Source organism: Halorientalis regularis, assembly GCF_023698535.1.
GTDB classification, from domain to species: domain Archaea; phylum Halobacteriota; class Halobacteria; order Halobacteriales; family Haloarculaceae; genus Halorientalis; species Halorientalis regularis.
Window position 1 is genome coordinate 1 of record NZ_JALJCL010000017.1, and the last position, 17,577, is coordinate 17,577.

The 17,577-nt window shown below is 66.9% G+C and carries 20 protein-coding genes, 2 tRNA genes and 2 rRNA genes; 16 read left to right on the forward strand and 8 right to left on the reverse strand.

Going from position 1 to position 17,577, the window contains the following annotated elements; translation table 11 throughout:
- The 11 genes from MU521_RS18375 to MU521_RS18425 all read left to right on the forward strand — a co-directional run.
- Positions 1-175: ribosomal RNA gene (locus tag MU521_RS18375) — 23S ribosomal RNA — on the forward strand; the annotation flags it as partial.
- A gap of 162 nt (positions 176-337) precedes the next feature.
- Positions 338-459: ribosomal RNA gene (rrf, locus tag MU521_RS18380) — 5S ribosomal RNA — on the forward strand.
- A 150-nt stretch (positions 460-609) separates the two neighbouring features.
- The gene (locus MU521_RS18385; RefSeq protein WP_092690809.1) at positions 610-1,812 is read left to right on the forward strand and encodes an acyl-CoA dehydrogenase family protein; all 1,203 of its coding nucleotides are present in this window, start codon (positions 610-612) and stop codon (positions 1,810-1,812) included.
- 41 nt (positions 1,813-1,853) lie between these two features.
- Positions 1,854-1,929, forward strand: a tRNA-Cys gene (locus MU521_RS18390).
- A 215-nt stretch (positions 1,930-2,144) separates the two neighbouring features.
- On the forward strand, positions 2,145-2,687 hold the full coding sequence (locus tag MU521_RS18395; RefSeq protein WP_092690811.1) for a DUF6789 family protein: 543 nt from the start codon (positions 2,145-2,147) through the stop codon (positions 2,685-2,687).
- A 50-nt stretch (positions 2,688-2,737) separates the two neighbouring features.
- Positions 2,738-3,805 carry a DUF7350 domain-containing protein gene (locus tag MU521_RS18400; RefSeq protein WP_092690814.1) on the forward strand — a complete coding sequence of 356 codons (1,068 nt, stop codon included), beginning with the start codon at positions 2,738-2,740 and terminating at the stop codon, positions 3,803-3,805.
- A 1-nt stretch (position 3,806) separates the two neighbouring features.
- Complete coding sequence (locus MU521_RS18405; protein WP_092690816.1) at positions 3,807-4,739, forward strand: DUF7282 domain-containing protein; 933 nt, start codon at positions 3,807-3,809, stop codon at positions 4,737-4,739.
- Positions 4,740-4,792: 53 nt separating this feature from the next.
- A complete protein-coding gene (locus MU521_RS18410) occupies positions 4,793-5,839 on the forward strand; it encodes a DUF7350 domain-containing protein (RefSeq protein WP_092690818.1) in 1,047 nt (348 codons plus the stop codon).
- Positions 5,839-7,146, forward strand: a complete 1,308-nt coding sequence (locus MU521_RS18415; protein WP_092690821.1) for a DUF7405 family protein — start codon at positions 5,839-5,841, stop codon at positions 7,144-7,146. The genes MU521_RS18410 and MU521_RS18415 overlap by 1 nt, the downstream gene beginning before the upstream one ends.
- Positions 7,147-7,244: 98 nt before the next feature.
- Positions 7,245-7,490 carry a UPF0058 family protein gene (locus MU521_RS18420; protein WP_092690823.1) on the forward strand — a complete coding sequence of 82 codons (246 nt, stop codon included), beginning with the start codon at positions 7,245-7,247 and terminating at the stop codon, positions 7,488-7,490.
- 71 nt (positions 7,491-7,561) lie between these two features.
- Positions 7,562-8,395 carry a hypothetical protein gene (locus tag MU521_RS18425; protein ID WP_092690825.1) on the forward strand — a complete coding sequence of 278 codons (834 nt, stop codon included), beginning with the start codon at positions 7,562-7,564 and terminating at the stop codon, positions 8,393-8,395.
- A gap of 82 nt (positions 8,396-8,477) precedes the next feature.
- Here the strand turns inward: MU521_RS18425 and MU521_RS18430 are convergent, their stop codons facing one another.
- From MU521_RS18430 to MU521_RS18445, 4 genes are all read right to left on the reverse strand, one after another.
- A complete protein-coding gene (locus MU521_RS18430) occupies positions 8,478-8,684 on the reverse strand; it encodes a DUF8123 family protein (protein ID WP_092690828.1) in 207 nt (68 codons plus the stop codon).
- A 325-nt stretch (positions 8,685-9,009) separates the two neighbouring features.
- Positions 9,010-9,121 (reverse strand) — tRNA-Lys (locus tag MU521_RS18435).
- Between the two features lie 55 nt (positions 9,122-9,176).
- A complete protein-coding gene (locus tag MU521_RS18440; RefSeq protein ID WP_092690831.1) occupies positions 9,177-9,845 on the reverse strand; it encodes a DUF7119 family protein in 669 nt (222 codons plus the stop codon).
- A gap of 56 nt (positions 9,846-9,901) precedes the next feature.
- Positions 9,902-10,042, reverse strand: a complete 141-nt coding sequence (locus MU521_RS18445) for a DUF8595 family protein (protein ID WP_175452826.1) — start codon at positions 10,040-10,042, stop codon at positions 9,902-9,904.
- A gap of 330 nt (positions 10,043-10,372) precedes the next feature.
- Between MU521_RS18445 and MU521_RS18450 the strand changes: the two genes are divergently transcribed.
- Together MU521_RS18450 and MU521_RS18455 are read left to right on the forward strand one after the other, a co-directional pair.
- Positions 10,373-10,711 carry a DUF8134 family protein gene (locus MU521_RS18450; RefSeq protein WP_092691402.1) on the forward strand — a complete coding sequence of 113 codons (339 nt, stop codon included), beginning with the start codon at positions 10,373-10,375 and terminating at the stop codon, positions 10,709-10,711.
- 87 nt (positions 10,712-10,798) lie between these two features.
- Entirely contained in the window at positions 10,799-12,562 is a 1,764-nt protein-coding gene (locus tag MU521_RS18455) for a nitrite/sulfite reductase (RefSeq protein WP_092690833.1), read from the forward strand.
- Positions 12,563-12,628: 66 nt separating this feature from the next.
- Here the strand turns inward: MU521_RS18455 and MU521_RS18460 are convergent, their stop codons facing one another.
- Positions 12,629-13,663 (reverse strand): hypothetical protein, encoded by a 1,035-nt coding sequence (locus MU521_RS18460; RefSeq protein ID WP_092690836.1) that lies wholly within the window; start codon positions 13,661-13,663, stop codon positions 12,629-12,631.
- Between the two features lie 162 nt (positions 13,664-13,825).
- Here MU521_RS18460 and MU521_RS18465 point away from each other — a divergent pair, with 162 nt between their 5' ends.
- From MU521_RS18465 to MU521_RS18475, 3 genes are all read left to right on the forward strand, one after another.
- Positions 13,826-14,110 (forward strand): DUF6360 family protein, encoded by a 285-nt coding sequence (locus tag MU521_RS18465; RefSeq protein ID WP_092691405.1) that lies wholly within the window; start codon positions 13,826-13,828, stop codon positions 14,108-14,110.
- A gap of 63 nt (positions 14,111-14,173) precedes the next feature.
- Positions 14,174-14,470, forward strand: coding sequence for a CPCC family cysteine-rich protein (locus MU521_RS18470; RefSeq protein WP_092690838.1), 297 nt, complete (start codon positions 14,174-14,176; stop codon positions 14,468-14,470).
- A gap of 30 nt (positions 14,471-14,500) precedes the next feature.
- Positions 14,501-15,469, forward strand: a complete 969-nt coding sequence (locus tag MU521_RS18475; protein WP_092690840.1) for an oxidoreductase — start codon at positions 14,501-14,503, stop codon at positions 15,467-15,469.
- 9 nt (positions 15,470-15,478) lie between these two features.
- On the opposite strand, the gene MU521_RS18480 is transcribed toward MU521_RS18475, so the two are convergent.
- From MU521_RS18480 to MU521_RS18490, 3 genes are read right to left on the reverse strand one after another with little or no spacing between them, the layout of a single operon-like run.
- Positions 15,479-15,721 carry a glutaredoxin family protein gene (locus tag MU521_RS18480; RefSeq protein ID WP_092690843.1) on the reverse strand — a complete coding sequence of 81 codons (243 nt, stop codon included), beginning with the start codon at positions 15,719-15,721 and terminating at the stop codon, positions 15,479-15,481.
- Between the two features lie 26 nt (positions 15,722-15,747).
- A complete protein-coding gene (locus MU521_RS18485) occupies positions 15,748-17,175 on the reverse strand; it encodes an FAD-dependent oxidoreductase (RefSeq protein WP_092690845.1) in 1,428 nt (475 codons plus the stop codon).
- A gap of 40 nt (positions 17,176-17,215) precedes the next feature.
- Positions 17,216-17,527: a cupin domain-containing protein gene (locus MU521_RS18490; protein WP_092690847.1), complete on the reverse strand. Its 312-nt coding sequence runs from the start codon at positions 17,525-17,527 to the stop codon at positions 17,216-17,218.
- Between the last annotated feature and the right edge of the window lie 50 nt (positions 17,528-17,577).

Genomic DNA, 17,577 nt, shown 5'->3' on the forward strand with positions numbered 1-17,577 from the left:
CGGGCAGCCACGCGACACGGGGTAAGAGCTGAACGCATCTAAGCTCGAAACCCACCTGGAAAAGAGATACCGCCGAGATCACTCGTAGAAGACGAGATCGATAGACTCGGGGTGTACGCGCCGAGGTGACGAGGCGTTTAGCCCGCGAGCACTAACCGATCGAAGCCACCAATCATACCGCATTGAGACTCGATTCCACACGAGTCCAGGCGCTAACTGGATCGCACGTAACACACAGTCCGTCCCACCGAAAGACAAGCCTTTCACGCCTCGAACGTCGAGAAACGTTCGAGACACCGACACTGGAGAATCGCGGTTCGATTCCGCGAGTCGGCGTTAAGGCGGCCACAGCGGCGGGGGTACACCCGTACCCATCCCGAACACGGAAGTTAAGCCCGCCAGCGTTCCGGGGCCTACTTGAGTGCGCGAGCCTCTGGGAGACCCGGTTCGCCGCCTCCGTTCATTCGACCCGCACCAGCATCGCGCTGGTGCGGGTCTTTTCATTTCGAACACCAACAGCGACAGCGGACGCTCGCTTTCGAACAGTTGGCAACCGTCCGGCCGTTGAAAGTTCACACATTTATTTGCCGGTAGCCCCTGGTAGGGTGCATGTCATTCACTGACGAATCTGGGTTCGCGGAGTCGGAGACACACCGGATGATGCGGGAGACGGCGCGAGAGGTGGCCAGCGGGTACGGTGACGACTACTGGCGGGACGTGTCGGATGGCATGGAGCCGACGGAGTTCTGGCAGGACTGTGCGGACGCGGGCTTTCTCGGTGTCACGGTGCCCGAAGAGTACGGCGGGGAGGGAATGGGGATTTCGGAGCTGACGACGATCGTCGAGGAGTTGGTGGCTCACGGGAGCATGGGGGCGGAGATGCTGTTCGTGGTGAACGTGGTTTTCGGTGCGGTGACACTGACGAATCACGGCTCCGAGACACAGAAAGAAGAGCTCTTGGAGCCGCTGGTGAACGGCGACCTGAACTTCTGTATGGCGCTGACGGAGCCGAACGCGGGGCACAACGCGCCGAACCTGGATACGTTCGCCGAGGAACAGGACGACGGGACCTTTCTGATCGACGGGAGCAAGCAGTGGATCAGCGGGGTGGACACGGCGGACGAGATGCTGTTGGTGGCGCGCACGACGCCGAAAGACGAGGTGGCCAAGCGGACGCAGGGGATCACGCTCTTTCTGGCGGACCCACAGGACGAGAACATCGAGCGGCGGGAGCTGGACGTGGGGATCCCGACGCCGGAGAACCAGTACGAACTCTCTTTCGACGGGTACGAGGCGACCGAGGACGACATCATCGGAACGCGGGACATGGGGCTGTACCAGTTGTTCGACACGGTCAATCCCGAACGGTTGGTCGGTGCGGCGGGGGCAATCGGCGTCGGACGCAACGCCATCGAGCGGGCGGTCGAGTACGCGAACGATCGTGTGGTGTTCGACGAACCAATCGGGGCTCACCAGGCGATCCAGCACCCGCTCGCGGACGCGTACTCGAAGGTCGAGGCGGCGAAGCTGCTGGTGCAGAAGGCCTCGTGGCTGATGGACGAGACGGAGGGGACTGAGGACATGAAAAAGACGGCGGAGGTCTCGAACATGGCGAAACTCCGGGCGTCGGAGGCGGGTCACGAGGCGACGGACGTGGCGCTGCAGACGCACGGCGGCAACGGGTTCAGCCGTGATTACATGATCGTCGAGATGTGGAAGGGGAGTCGTCTGGGGACGGTCGCACCGGGGTCGTCACAGATGATGCGCAATCACATCGCCGAGCACACGCTGGGACTGCCACGCTCGTATTAGACCGCTACGCTTAAACGCGGTTCTCGACTACTACCGACTGCGCCAAGGTGGCAGAGTCTGGCCGAACGCGTCCGCCTGCAGAGCGGATCATCGCCGGTTCAAATCCGGCCCTTGGCTTCTGTGTCGCGAACAATTCGTGAGCGACCAGAACCATCGGCCGTGATTTGAAGCAGGGAGCGGCTCTGGCGCGACCGGGGCTCAAATCCGGCCCGCGACTTCCTGCCGCTCGCAACTTCTGAGCCACCAGGACCATGGGTTGGGTGGTGGTAATACGAACGCACAGGCGAACGTGTGCGCATCGTTTTTGTCGCTCCGTCACGTGTATACTTGTCATGGCTGACAATGACGCACAAACGAGCACCGAAGAGTTCGAGCCGGCGGTCGAAGGTGAAGTTGCGGAGCCGGATTTCGCCCATCTCGCGGGTATCGTCGCGGACGGGTTGATCGGGGCCCTGGGTGGGTTGGTCGGGACGGCCGCGATGAGTATCGGGCTGTTCGTGGCGTCGTCGCTGGGGGCGTTCGACATGGCCTCGTTCGGTATCCTGGCGGACCTGACCGGGTTGGACGTGATCTTCCCGGCGAACGCCGTCGCGGTCGGCTTCCTGGTCTTTCTCGGCGGCGGGATGGTCACCTGGCCGCTGTTGTTCGCCGCGACGGCGGCGTACCTCCCTGGCGAGCGGTTCGCCACGAAGGGGTTGCCCTACGGATTCGTCCTCTGGACGGGGTTCGTGCTGGCGTTCTCCCAGGGCGTCGGCGGCGGGGTGCTTACGCTTGCGCTCTACGCAGTGTTGACGCTGGTGAGCCACCTCGCGTACGGGTTCAGTCTCGGCGCTGTCTTCGACTACCTCTCGGACCGGCCCGAGACGCTGGTCTGAGCGGGCGACAGGGGAACCCCTAACTCCTCGCCGCCCGAACTCGGTCGTGAATGCACAGGCGACGCCTGCTCACCCTCCTCGCCGGCGCTGGCACCGCTGGCTTCGCGGGCTGTAACCGACCGCGAACAGCGGGAACGTCGACCGAGAGGGGAGCCTGGACCGCGACTCCCTCGACTCCAACCGGATCGGCCGACGGCCGCGTGTACGTCCAGCCGTTCGTCGAGGAGATGGGGCGACTGGGGACGGCGACCGCCGGTCCCTGCCGTGTGGCGCTCCTGTACACGGTCCCCCACCGGTTCTGGACGGTGACGAACGATCAGCGGTCGCTCGTCCCGAAGGGAAGTGGCGGCGGCTACCGCCTCCACCTGATGGCGGTCGTCTGGGACCCCAAGACAGGCGTTGCGATCCCGGAGACGGGACTTTCGCTCGAACTCGAACGGGACGGGCGACTGGTCTCGGAGGAGGTTATCTACTCGATGCTCTCCCAGCGGATGGGCGTCCACTACGGGGGCAACTTCACGCTCCCGGCCGACGGGGACTACCGCGCCCGGATCGACGTGGGTGCGCTCTCGATCCGCCGGACTGGCGCGTTCCGCGACCGCTTCGACGAGCTGGCGACCGCCGAGATCACGTTTCGGTTCACCGCGGGAGACCGCCGCGAAATCGGCACACACTCGATCCCCGAGGCCGGCGAGGGCGGGGCGGTCGCGCCGATGGATGCCGCGTTCCCGCTCGGTCGAGCGCCCGAAATCGAGGCCATGCCGGGCACGCACCTCGGGACTGCCCGGAGCGGGGACGCGGTGTTCGGGGTCGTCCGGCTAGCCGATCCGCCCGCGGGCATCGCGGGTGACGGACCGTACCTCGCGGTGTCGGCCCGGACGCCGTACAACCGGCTCCTCGTCCCCGCGATGTCGCTGACGGCGTCGGCCGGCGCGTTCGACGGCGACCTCGTCCGGACGCTCGATCCCGACCTGGGGTATCACTACGGAGCGACGATCCCCTCGCTCGCGGAGGCCGACCGACTCCGCTTGACCGTCGCGATGCCGCCACAGATCGCCCGTCACGAGGGGTACGAACGCGCGTTTCTGGAGATGCCGCCGATGGAGCTGTCGATCTGAGATGCGCGCGAGCGTTCTCCTCGTCGGCTTGTTCGCTCTCGCCGTCGCGGGGGCCGGCCTCGCGGTCGCCCACGGGAACCACGCGACGGCGAACCCGCAGGTGTCGGCCAACGGCACCATCGTCGTGGAGGAGGCATTCCTCTCGACGGACGGGTACCTGGTCCTGCGGGCCGACGACAGCGGTGAGCCCGGACGGATCGTCGGTGCCCGGCCACTCGACCGGGGTCGCCACCGCGGCGTCACCGTTCGGGCCGACGGCGCGTTCTGGGCGAACACGAGTGGCGACGTGACGCTGTGGGCGGTGTTGCACACCGACGCCGCGGCGGGGGACGACTTCGACCCGGCCGCGGACAGCATGCTCAGCTGGTTCGGCGGCCCGGCCGGCCAGCGCTTCCCGGTCGCACGGGGGGAGCGACCCGTTTCGGTCGTCACCCGTGGGGCTGGCGCGCTCGAAAACGGAACGCTTCCGGTCGTCGCGGCGACGCTCCCCGAGAGCGGCGCCCTCGTCGTCCACACGGCCGAGAACGGGACGCTCGGCAGACCACTCGGGTCCCGCGCGCTCTCGGCGGGCCGACACACGAACGTCCGCGTGCCCGTGAATACCACCGGACTCGACGAGCGCGCGGTCGTCGCGGTCACCGTCCACGTCGACGACGGCGACGGTCGGTTCGAATCGGGGAACGATTCGATTGTTCGCGTCGCGGGCGAACCGGTCGCCAGTCGATACGAGCGACCCCCCGACGGGCGCGACCCGATTCGCGTGAATACGCCGACGCCCGCCGATTCGGGCGGGGATAGCAAGACTGTCGGCCGGACGCCCACGACCGACGCGCCCGTCGGCACCGCGGCGGACGGTGCGGGCCCGGGAATCCGGGGCGTCGCGCTCGCGGCCGTCGTGATCGCTGCGTGGCTGGCCTGTCGCAAGGGTGTGTGACCCGGTGCCGTGAACCGGAACGGGCTTTTGTGTCGGATGCCTACTGTCCGGCGATGAACAGACGTGCTGTCCTCCGGGCGGGGGCCGGACTGGTCGGCGCGGGGATCGTCGGGGGGTGTCTCCAGACGGAGTCGCGGTCGGTTCGGTCGCCGCCGCTGGCCGAGAATCGCCCTGACGCTGTCTACTACCCGACCCACTCCGAAGGGATGAAGATGGTCGGGTCGACGACTGCGGGCGAGTACGAGACCGCCGCGATGTACAGCTACCCCCACCGGTTCTGGGAGGTCACGGGGTCGGACACGAACCTGAAAAAACTCGACGGGAGCACGGCGATGCACTTCATGGCCGTCGTCTGGGACCCCGAGACGAAGACGGTCCTGCCAAACGCCAGTCTGACCGTCGAACTCACGAAAGACGGATCGCTGGCAGACCAGACCAACATGTACGCGATGCTGTCCCAGCCGATGGGACTGCACTACGGCAACAACCTCGAGGGGAACGGCGACGGTACCTACACCGCCAGCATCGACATCGGCTCCGTTCCGGAAGACCGCGTTCGCCGATCCGGTGACTTCCAGGGCCGGTTCACCGAACCGGAGACGGCCGAGATCGAGTTCGAGTACAGCGAGAGCGCCCGCGACGACCTCCCCTATCAGGAGTACGACGACGCGGGCAAACGTGCCGCCCTGAAGCCGATGGACACGATGGCGCCAAGCGCGACCGTCCCGCCCAACGGCGAGTTGCCGGGCGAGGTCCGCGGAACGGCCACGAGCGGCGACGCCGTGTTCGTCGTCACGGTGCAGGACACGGTGCCCGCGGGCATCGAGGGCGACGGGCAGTACCTGGCGGTGTTCGCGCACACGCCGTACAACCGGATGGTCCTGCCGTCGATGACGCTGTCCGGGGCGCTGGCCGGCGACTCGCTGGCCCTCGAATCGACGCTCGACCCCGACCTGGGGTATCACTACGGCGCGGCCGTCTCCGAGGTGGCCGACGGCGCCACTCTCTCGATCACGGTCGACACGCCGCCCCAGTTGGCCCGCCACGAGGGCTACGAAATGGCCTTCCTGACGATGCCCGACATGGAGGTGCAACTCTGATGGACCTCGACGAGTCACTGCCACGCCGGCAGTTCATGAAAGCCGCCGTCGCGGTGGGTGGGGCGAGCGCCTTGAGCGCCTGCCTCGGGCGAGCACCGCGGGCCGGCGAGCCAGTCCCCGAGGGCGTCTCCGACATCTCGACACTCCCCCAGCGACAGCACGCCTGGAACGACCGCGTGCGCGTGGACGCCGACGGCAACGTCCACCTGCCCCGCCACCAGGCGTTTCTCTACCTGACCGTCGACGCCGACGGGCCGCCCGGCGAGGACGCCCGCGAGACCGTCGCGGCGGCCCTGCGAACGCTGGATCGCGCCTACGAGCGGAGCAACGAGGGGCTGGTCTACTCGCTCGCGTACTCGCCAGCCTATTTCGAGCGGTTCGAGGAATCCCTGCCCGACAGCGTCGACTTGCCCGAACCCCGGCGGCTCTCGGGCTTCGAGAACCCCACGTTCGACACGCAGGACGCTCTGCTCCACCTGGCCAGCGACCGCGCGGACGTGGTGCTCGAGGCCGAAGAAGCCATGTTCGGCGATCGGAGCGAGGCCAACGGGGTCGCCGTCGACGCGACACTCGGCGATGCCCTGACCGTCGACGACCGCCGGACGGGCTTCATCGGCGCGGGGCTGCCCGCCGAGCGCCAGGCCCAGGGCGGCGAGCCGATCAGCGGCATCCCCGACTCCCTGCCGGTGCCCGAGCAGTCGCCGCTGTTCATGGGTTTCGAGGCTGGCTTCGCGGGGAACCAGGCCACCGAGGACTACGTCACGATCCGTGAGGGTCCCTTCGCCGACGGGACGACCAAACACGTCGCGAACCTCCGCCAGCGACTCGGCGACTGGTACGACGAACAGAGCTTCGAGGAACGCGTCATGGAGATGTTCAGCCCGAGCCACGCCGAGCAAGGTCTCGTCGAGGGCGTCGGCGACAACCTCGGTGCCGACAGCGGCATCGACCAGTTCCTCGACCCCGAGACCATCGAGCAGTCGATCGGTGACCACGGTCGGGTCGGGCACGCACAGAAGGCCGCCCGCGCGAACCGTGACGAGGACGGCAACGTCCGCATCCTCCGGCGACACGTCGAATCGACCGACGACGACGTGGCGAGCCTCCACTTCCCGTCGCTCCAGCGCCGACTCTCTACGTTCGAGGACGTTCGGGAGGCCATGAACGGCGACGACCTCACCGACAACCCGGCGATCCGACAGCGGGTCAACAACGGCATCCTCGAGTACATCTTCGTCCAGAACCGCGGGAACTTCCTGGTGCCGCCGCGGCGCCACCGCGCGCTCCCGACGCCGCGACCCGCCTGATTCGGTCGTCACGTCATCCGCTCCCCGTGCCGACTCCGTGCGGGATGGTAACACTGCAGTCGTGCGGTTTAGGGCCGTTCAGCCCCTACTGGATAGCGATGCGGAAAGACGAATTCCTGTACCTCCACCAGTTGCTCGCCGCGGCACAGCGGACGCTGGCGGCGCGGGGCGTGACTGACGTGGACGAGACTGCGGAGACGGTGTCGCCGATGGCGGCCCACGCGTCGAAGGCGGACCACGAGCGGGCCGTGATGGCGCTGGCGGCGACGCTGGCGACGGCGACGGTCGACGAGTCAGATGCGGCACAGAACGCGCGTGACCGGCCGCGACAGGCGCCGAACTGATCGGAACCGGCCGGTGACGGTCTCGCTGGCGAAAAGTAACGATTAAAAGCTGTCCTCCCCAGCCTCGAAGTATGCAACGACGAGCCGCGGCGATATACTTCGTTCTCTTCCTCGCCATCGGGGCGGGGTCGTTCGGCTACATCAGCGTCGTCGACGCCCAGCGACCCGAAATCGACGTGCAGGGCCAGGAGCTCGGCGACGGCGATACGCTCAGAATCGGCGACCGGATCTACGTCGCCTCCGTCTCGGAGGGGAGCGGTGAACTCGCCTGGACCAACCAGTCCGCGCTGGCGACCGCGTCCCTGGAGAACAACGCCACGACGACCTACAACAACCAGTCGTGGACGGTCGTCATCGAGAACCGCACCGACGTCTCGGAGTTCGACCTTCGCGAGGAGCTCAACGTCAGCGCCATCCTGCTCGACGACCCCGCGGTGGAAAACGAGACCGCCACCTTCCAGGGCGACGAGTACGTCGTCTACCCGGCCAACGAGACCGCTGACCGCGAACTCGTCCGCCTCGACGAGTACCTCCCCGCGCCCGAGACGCGGACCTTCACCGTCGGTGACGAGTACGAGTACGTCGCCGAGGAAGACGGGCAAGTCACCGCCACCGTCACGAACGTGACCACGTCCGCGGCCGAACTCACCTGGACCTCCCCGCAGGAGAACACCATCTCGCTCTCCGAGGGTGGGAACGTCACCCTCGGCGGGACCCAGTACGTCGCCCACTTCCCGGACAACAGCACCGTGATCCTCTCGGAGAACGTGGACGGGTACCTCGAAGACGTCGAGCGCCAGGACTACTTCACCGAGCGCAAGAACGGGCTCTGGGGCATCGTCTACGTCAGCCTGGGTGCCGCGATCATCCTGCTCGGCGCGGCGTACCTCCCCGTCAAGGACTAACTGCGACTCGTCGGACTCGGTTTTCGGAAAACGGCTCGTCTCGATCCGCAGGCGTTTGCCTCTCGTTCTCGTCGCGTCTCGTCTACGCCGGCCCCGCGTCCGTCCGCGAGAGCCAGCCCAGTCCGACACCGACGCCGATCGCCAACAGCCCGCCGATGACCTTCACGCCGCCGACGGCCCCGCCGAGCGTCGTCCAGGGTGTCCCCGCGACGGTTCCCAGCCCCGCGAGGACCAGGAACGCCCCCGTCAGCAGTCCCAGCAGTTCCAGTCTGTCACTGAAGCCTCGCATATGCTCCACCTACTCGGTCACCCCCGTAAAGTCCCCGGTCTCGTTTCGGCTGGCTAATCGGTCGGGAACACGTCCCGGACGAGGAGACACAGGGTCGGGAGGGAGTTGAACCGAGCGGAGACGGTCGCTCGCAAGCTCACGCTGTGTCTCCCCGGGTTCAACTCCCTCTGACGGAGTCGCCGCTCACGGATTGTTCGCGGCGACGTACGGGCCGGGAGGGAGTTGAACCACGCCGGAGAACCTGCGCTCCGCGCAGAACCTCGGTCTGATTCAATCCCTCCGGGACGCAATACTGTCGCTCACGAATTGTTCGCGACAGCGATAGCGGGCCGGGAGGGAGTTGAACCCCCGACCATCTGGTCACTCCCGAATTCGCCCGGATCGAACGGGCGAACTCGTTAAAAGCCAGACGCTCTGCCTAACTGAGCTACCGGCCCTCGTGCGAACGTGAGGCGGTCGGGTGGTAAACAGTTTCGATCCACTGCAAGCGGATCAGTCGTCGAGGTACGATTCCAGTGCCTCGCCGACCAGCCGACCAGGATCGACGTCTTCCAGCGCGGCCTGCCGGCGGAGCTCGCAGTAGGCGTCCTGGGACAACTCCATCGACATCTCGCCGAGTGTGACGCCCTTGGCGGCCAGGGCTTCCTCGACGGTGTGGCCGTCGTTGACGGTGCTGGCCGCCGAGCGGATCTGGCGTACGGTGAGATCGTGATCGAGGGCGGCCCACGCGAGCAACAGGCGGGCCTCACCGGCCACGCGGGCGATGTGTTTGGCGGCGGTGGGTGCGATCTCGCCTTTGGCGACGTGGCGGCGGATCGACCGCGGGAGGTCGTGGACCCGCGACCACTTCCGAATGAACGCCACGGTGGCGTCGCCGCCGGCGCGCTCGGCCGCGGCCTTGTAGGACCCTTCGCCCCGTACGAGGGCGGCACAGGCGGCCGCGCCCCGGAGCATGTAGACGTTGTCGGGGGCACCGGCGGTGTTCTGTGAGAACTGGCGGACGGTTTCGGCGGCTTCCGCGAGGCTGTCGAGGTCCTCCGGATCGAACGCGACGGCACGCTCGGCGTGCTCGCCAGTGAGCGTCGGGTCGCCTCTGATGACGGGACGGCCCACTGGCGACTCGCGGTCCGTGGGCGGTCCCTCCGCGGGCCCATCGGTCATCGATTCGTGGTAAGGCGACGAATGATAAAAGAGTCCCGTAGGTCGCCGGACATTCGTCAGTCGTCCGCGGCCTCGCGGCGCTCGCTGGTGTGCTCCCAGACTTCGGCACAGCCACAGCCGTCATCCAGGTCGTCGAGATGGTCGGTTGGCACGTCCTCTTCCTCCTCCGTGTCAGGGTCTGTTGCGTGTTCGCTCATCGATAATCCAGCTCCTGGTCTGGTTCGTACAGCTCCGGCGCAACGTCCGCTGGGGCCTGTCGGGCCACGCCGTCGGTCACACCGTCACTGTCAATCATCACTCCTCTGTAATGGCCCTACCATCATAAGGCCTCCCGCAACTGTAATCCTCACCCGTACTCCCGACTACCGGCAAAGTATGTCTCTTCCTCTGACTACGATTCGTGGTATCGCGTCACACTGGCCGCTGGGGACGGTCAGATGCCCGTCCGATCCCTGTGGGCGGCCCGACCCCGGCGAGTATTGTCCGCGCCGGACCACTCAGGTGGCTTGGGTATCAAGAGCGAGCGAATGACCACCGACGTCCACCAACTCGACGACGGTGCCTGGATCAGCGTCAACGACTCCCGGGAGATCAACGTCTCCGATCTGTGGCTGTTGGCCCGCCACGAGTTCTGTGACTGCGAGATGGCGGACTTCCTCGCGGAAGGCGTCGTCGAGGTCGGCGTCGACTACCCCGACATCGACGCCCGGTTCGCCGGGCGCTGTATCCAGTGTGGGACAGAGGGCGTCACCGACTGGCTCACCGTCGGCCGCGTCATCGACCCCGAAGACGGGCAATTCTACGGCGTCGTCCCCGAGAGCGTCCACGTACCGCGGAAACGAACGCGACTGGCCCGTCCGGAATAGCCGGCAACATAATCCGCTACCACGAAGAGGTGGGGAGGTTTGTCGGTGGGCAGAACTGTATATGAGTGTAGCGCTAGACCTCTGGATATGCCGAGCAAGGTCGAGAACTGGAAATCTGAGGTCTACGGATCGGAGATCCGTGAGCACCTCATGGAGTTCGCGGAGGAGGGCTGGGACGCGATTCCCGAAGACGAACACGACGCCTGGTTCGAGCGGTTCAAGTGGTGGGGCCTGTACCACCAGCGGTCGGGCCAGGAGAGCTACTTCATGATGCGTATCGGGACGCCCAACGGCGTGATCGAGTCCGGCCAGCTCGAGGTCATCGGCGAGATCGCCAAGGAGTACGCGACCGGCCCCGTCGACAACCCCGAGTTCGGTGCGGCGTACTGTGACTGGACGACCCGCCAGTCGATCCAGCTCCACTGGATCAAACTGGAAGACGTGCCGGAAATTTTCGAGAAACTGGAATCTAACGGTCTTTCTACCCAGCAGGCCTGCGGCGACTCCTGGCGCAACATCGTCGGCTGTCCGGTCGCCGGCAAGGACAAGCACGAACACATCGACGCCTGGCCCGTCGCCGAAGACCTCCACGAGGAGTTCAAGGGCAACGACGACTACGCCAACCTGCCCCGGAAGTGGAAGGTGTCAGTGACGGGGTGTGACCAGGGCTGTGGTCAGGGCGACATCAACGACCTGGCCTTCGAGCCCGCCGAGAAGGACGGCGAACTCGGCTTCAACGTCCGGGTCGGCGGTGGGCTCTCCCGAAAGGAACCGCGCTTCGCCCGCGACATCGACGTGTGGGTACCTCCGGAACAGGCCAGCGACGTGGCCGCCGGGATGAGTGCCCTGTTCCGCGAGTACGGCGACCGCGAGGACCGCTTCAACGCCCGCATCAAGTTCCTGATGGACGAGTGGGGCCCCGAAAAGATGCGCCGCGTCCTGCAGGAGGAGTTCGTCGACTTCGAGCTCCCGACGGCGGGCGAGGACATGCGCGACCAGTACACCTACAACGCCGGCCACGACGACGGCCACGGCGACCACGTGGGCGTCCACGAACAGCCCGACGGCAACTACTACGTCGGCCTGGACGTGCTCGTCGGCCGGATGGGTGCCGACGACACGCTGGAACTGGCCGAACTCGCCGAGGAGTACGGCTCCGGGGAGGTCCGCCTGACCCAGCGCCAGAACGTCATCGTCACCGACGTGCCCGAGGAGAACCTCGACGCCCTGCTCGACGAGCCGCTGCTAGAGGACTACTCGCCGGACCCGCACCCGTTCATGCGGGGTTCCATCGCCTGTACGGGTTCGGAGTTCTGTTCGCTGTCGATCACCGAGACGAAGAACCGCCAGGTCCGGTACGCCCGCTGGCTCAAGGACAACGTCGACCTCCCCGACGGCGTCGAGGACTTCCACATCCACCTGTCGGGCTGTACGGCCTCCTGTGCTCAGCCCCAGATCGCCGACGTGTCCCTGCGCGGTATGAAGACGCGCAAGGACGGCGAGCCGGTCGAGGCCTTCGACATCGGCCTCGGCGGCGGCCTCGGCGAGGACCCGCACTTCGCCGACTGGGTGGAGATGCGCGTCGCCGCCGACGAGGTCCCCGGCTACATCCAGAACCTGCTGGCGACCTACGAGGACCAGCGCGAGGACGGCGAGACCTTCCGGGAGTTCGTCGCGGCCCGCGACGAGGACGAACTGCAGGACCTCGCGGAGGCCGAGGAGACCAGCTACGATGACCCGTACATGCACAACACGAAGATGACGTGGTACCCATACGCCGAGGACGACGACATGAACGCCTCGCCGGCACCCACGGACGGCTCCGGCCAGCCGCTTCCCTCCGACGACTGAGGAGCGTTTTCCCGCCGACCGAGCGAATCCGTTTTCCCGAACCGCGTCCGTTCGCGGACACGCGGCTCAGATAACGTACGTCTCGAACAGCAGAAAGAACAACGGCAACAGCACTGACGAGGCGAGCCGTGATGCTATCGACAGCGACATCGGGTACAGGCTCACGCTGTCGTAGGTCCCGTACGCGGTCCGGAGTTCCTCGAGTTTCATCTGGAGTGTTTCGATCTCTTCGGGGTCGTCGGCCGCCATGAGCCGATCGCTGAGGTCGTGGATCCGTTCGCGCGTGTCGTTTAGCTGCGCTTGCTTGATCTCGTTCGCACGACGGTTGATGTAGACCGTCGGGAACGCGAACGAACCGACGATCAGGCCGATGTAGACCGCGACGAGAAGATAGATGATGCCGCTGCCGCCGCCGACACGGACGACGTCGAACGCGAGGGGGAGCCCCAGCGCGCCGATCGAGAGCATCGTCGTCGTCCGGATCGCGAAGTAACCGATAGTGCTGAGTCCGCCGAGGCCGTCGGGGTGTAACGGATCGATGCTGAAATCCAACTGACCGATCTCGCGAATACAGAGCGTCGTCGTGGCGGCCATGCGGATGCCGACGGCGGTGATCGCGCCACCCCAGGCGGTAAAGACCAGATAGACGAGGTAGGCGGGATCGGTGTACCCGGGGACCCCGAGCGCCCGGAAATACCCGTCGTTGGCGAGGATCGCGAACAGAATCAACGCGGTCCAGACGACGGTCGTCGCCCCCATGTCGGTAAAAAACGCCCTGTACCGGGCGGCGATAGCCCGGAGTTCCCGGTTGTCCTCGTGGGGTGTTACCTCCGTGGCTCGCTCGACGAACGTCGGGAGGACGACGGTGTCGTACCGCCAGATCAGTACCGTTGCGACCGCGATCATCGCCGACGCGAGCAGTTGACTTCCGAGGAACACCCGCCGGACGTCGAAACCGATGAACGCCAGAAACACTCCTGTAAGCGCGAACGGAACCAGTCCGACGGTGAGCAGTATCGTCGGCACAGGGCCGACCGGACTGCGCTCGACGAACACCCGTGAGAGCCGCGTCACCCAGACCTCCTCGGCGTTCTCGTCCATACCGACGGTGACGGGGCTCGACAGTTAAACGTTCGAGAGACCTCCTGTACTGAGTTCTGGCCCGGCGAACGCACCGGACGCAAGGGACGGTCTGTGGCGACGGTCGTCCGGGACGACACGACGATGAAAAAAGTGGAAGTGTCGGCCCGCCCAATCGCCAGTATGGTAGACCGACTCCTGAAAGTCAACGCCTACACTACGTTCGACCTGCTGGACGGCCGCGTCGAGGGCCACGGCTTCGACGAGGAGGCCCTGGCCGTTCTGAACGTCACCGCGCCGCGCCAAGACCCAGACCACGTCAAACTCCAGTTGGAGATGGACAACACGCAACTCGATTCGGTGGAGCCCCACGCCGACCACGTCACGCTCTCGGCGGCAGAAGCCCGGGAACTCGCGGCCGAACTCGAAGAGTACGCCGGGAAGGTCGAGGCCGCACAGTCCGAGTGAGCGGGCTCGGGGGCCGACCGAACCGCACTACTATGTGGGATGGGTCCGAATCTCACACCGTCGATGGACCCCGACGGGAACCCCGCTTCGCGCGAACTCGGCTTCTGTCCGTGCTGTGGCTACCAGTCCCTGCCCGAGGACCAGCCGGGGTCCTACGAGGTCTGTCCCGTCTGTGACTGGATGGACGACCCCGTCCAGTTCCACAATCCGGCCTACGTCGGGGACACCAACCACGTCTCGCTGGCCGAGGCCCGGAAGAACTTCGAGGAACACGGGGCCTGTACGCCGGGGGCCGCGCCGGACACCCGCGCCCCCCGCGACGACGAGCGCCGGGACCCCAACTGGCCCTACGAGGAATAGTTTTCTGTCGCTGGGGCTCCAAGACAGGGTATGTCCGAGTGGACGACGGCACAGATGCCCGACCTGTCGGGCGAGACAGTGATCGTCACCGGCGCGAACAGCGGTCTCGGGTTCGAGGGAGCACGGGCCTTCGCCGACGCGGGCGCGACGGTCGTCATGGCTTGCCGGAGCGTCGAGCGCGGCGAGTCCGCGGCCGACGAGATCCGCCGCGACGCACCCCCGGGTGCCCTCTCCGTGCTGGAACTCGATCTGGCCAACCTCGACAGCGTCGCGGCCTTCGCCGAGACGTTCACCGACGAGTACGACGCCCTGCGCGCGCTCTGTAACAACGCGGGCGTGATGGCGGTTCCCCGGAGCGAGACCGACGACGGGTTCGAGATGCAACTCGGCGTGAACCACCTCGGCCACTTCGCGCTGACGGGCCATCTGCTGGACACCCTGCGCGACACCGACGGCGAGAGCCGCGTCGTCACCCAGTCCAGTGGTCTCCACGAGAACGGCGAGATCGACTTTTCGGACCTCCAGAGCGAGCGCGACTACGGCAAGTGGGACGCCTACGGCCAGAGCAAGCTGGCCAACCTGCTCGTTGCCTTCGAGCTGGATCGCCGCCTCGACACGGCCGGCGTCGACGGCGTCACGAGCGTCGGCTGTCACCCGGGCTACGCCGACACGAACCTCCAGCGTCGCGGCCCCGAACAGGCCGGCTCGACGCTCCGACTGGCGATGATGCAAGTCGCCAACGCCGTCTTCGCACAGGATGCCGCGACCGGCGCGCTCCCGATGCTGTACGCCGCGACGGCGCCCGACCTCGAGGGCGGCGAGTACATCGGGCCCAGTGGGTTCATGAACATGCGTGGGCCGCCTGCGGAGGACACGCCCTCCCGCCGGTCCCGCGACCCCGAGCGCGCGCGCCGGCTCTGGGATGTCTCCGAGGACCTGACCGGCGTGACCTACGACCTGCCCGAGGCGACCGCGACGGCCGGGGCCGGCGACGACTGACACCGACCGTCAGCTCTCCAGTTCCCGGCGGAGTTCGGCCGCGTCGACTCGGAACTTGAACTTGGGTGTCCCGTCCACGAGGACGTAGGGGACGCGTTCGCCGTACGCCTCGCGGAGGTCGGGGTCCTCGTCCACGTCGATCTCCTCGATCTCGACCTCGACCGACATCTCATCGGCCACCGTCTCGATGGTCGCTTTCGCCTCGTCACAGAGGTGGCAGTTCTCCCGGGAGTAGACGGTGACTTCGGGCATACGCGAGTGCTGGGCGGCCGCGGGGATCAATCTTTCAGCTTCCCGTTCAGCACCTTCGCGGCGACGAGAATCGGGTCCCAGACGGGGCTAAATGGCGGGGCGTAGGCCAGGTCCGCGCGTTCGAGTTCGTCGACGGTCATGTCCGCTTCCAGCGCGGTGGCGACGGTGTCGATGCGGACGGCCGCGCGGTCAGTGCCGACGATGGTGCCCCCGAGGAGGCGCTCGCTCGCCCGGTCGGCGACGAGGGTCACCGTCGTCTCGGCCGCGCCGGGGTAGTAGCCCGACCGCGAGCGCGTGGTAATCGTCTCGCTGACGGGATCGAAACCGGCCTCGCGAGCCCCGTCTTCGAGCAGTCCGACCCGGCCACACTCCTGCTCGAAGGCCTTGACGACGGCCGTGCCCGCGACGGAGCCGACCGGCGTGGGATCGCTCGCCACGGTCGTCCCGACGGCCCGGCCCGCGCGGTTGGCGGTCAGTCCGAGCGGGACCCACGCGGACTCGCCGGTGACGGTGTGGTCGTCCTTGGCGCAGTCGCCGGCGGCGTAGATTCCGTCCACGCTGGTCTCGCCGTACTCGTCGACCGCGACCGCACCGTCCGCGCCCAGTTCGACCTCGGTTCCGTCCAGCAGGTCCGTGTTGGGTACCACGCCGACCCCGACGACCGCGAGGTCGATATCGAGGGCGGTCCCCCCTTCACACTCCAGGCGCTCGACGCGGCCGTCGCCGGCCAGTCGTTCGACTTCCTCGCCGAGATGGAGGGTGACGCCCTGCTCGCGGAGTTCCTCTGCGACCGCCTCGCCGACGGCCTCGCCGAACGGCGAGAGGAGGTGGCCCGACCGCTGGAAGACGTGTACGTCGAGACTGTGGGCCGACAGGGCTTCGGCCATCTCGACACCGACGTAGCCGCCGCCGACGATGGCCGCCGTCTCGGGCGCGGTCATCGCGCCGAACCGCTCGACGCGCTCGCGGTCGACGAAGTCCTCGCCGCCCACGTCCGCGAGCGCGTCCTCGCTCGGGTCGAGCAGGAAGGCCCGGATCGCCGCCGCGTCGTCGAGCCCGTGCAGGGGGAAGGCACCGTCCAGTTCGTGCCCCTCGATGGGGCCTGTCACCGCCCGCGCGCCGGTCGCGACCAGCAGGTCGCCGTAGGGCTGCTCGAACTTGCCGTTCGGGCCCTCGACGGTGACCGTCCCGGCGTCGGGGTCGACGGCGACGACCTCGTGGCCCCGTCGGAGGTCGATGTCGCGCTCTTCGATGTCCGCAGGCGTCAGCGAGAGCAGGTTCTCCAGCTTGTCGACTTCGCCTTTGACGAAGTAGGGTTCGCCACAGTGGGCGTAGGAGACCCACTGCCCCTTCTCGAAGACGATCACGTCACGGTCGGGGGACTCGCGTTTGCACTTGCTGGCGGCGCTCAGTCCGGCGGCGTCCCCGCCGATGACGACGAATGGCTCGGGCATACTCCCACATTCGCCGGCCAGCACATAGGCTTCAGGTCACCTAGTCGTAACTCCGGGGCGGAACGTACAGCGACAGGGTCTTCTGTGGTCGGTCGCCGGTGTTCTCGATCTCGTGGGTCTCCCCGGCCTCGATACAGACGAGGTCGCCGGCCTGGAGCGCGACCGGTTCGCCCTCGACGATGGCACGGCCCTCGCCCTCGATCACGTAGAGCCACTGGTCGCTTTTCTCGTGGTGGTTGTCGGGGCCGCCCGTCGACTGGCCCGGCGAGAGCGTCATCACGGCGGCCTGTGCCGTTTCGGTCTCCTCCAGCACGTCGAACCAGCGATCCGAGTCGACACGTGTCCGCTTCATACACCCCGCTTCGACGGAGAGGCGGTTGGGCGTTACGGCACGCCCCCGTT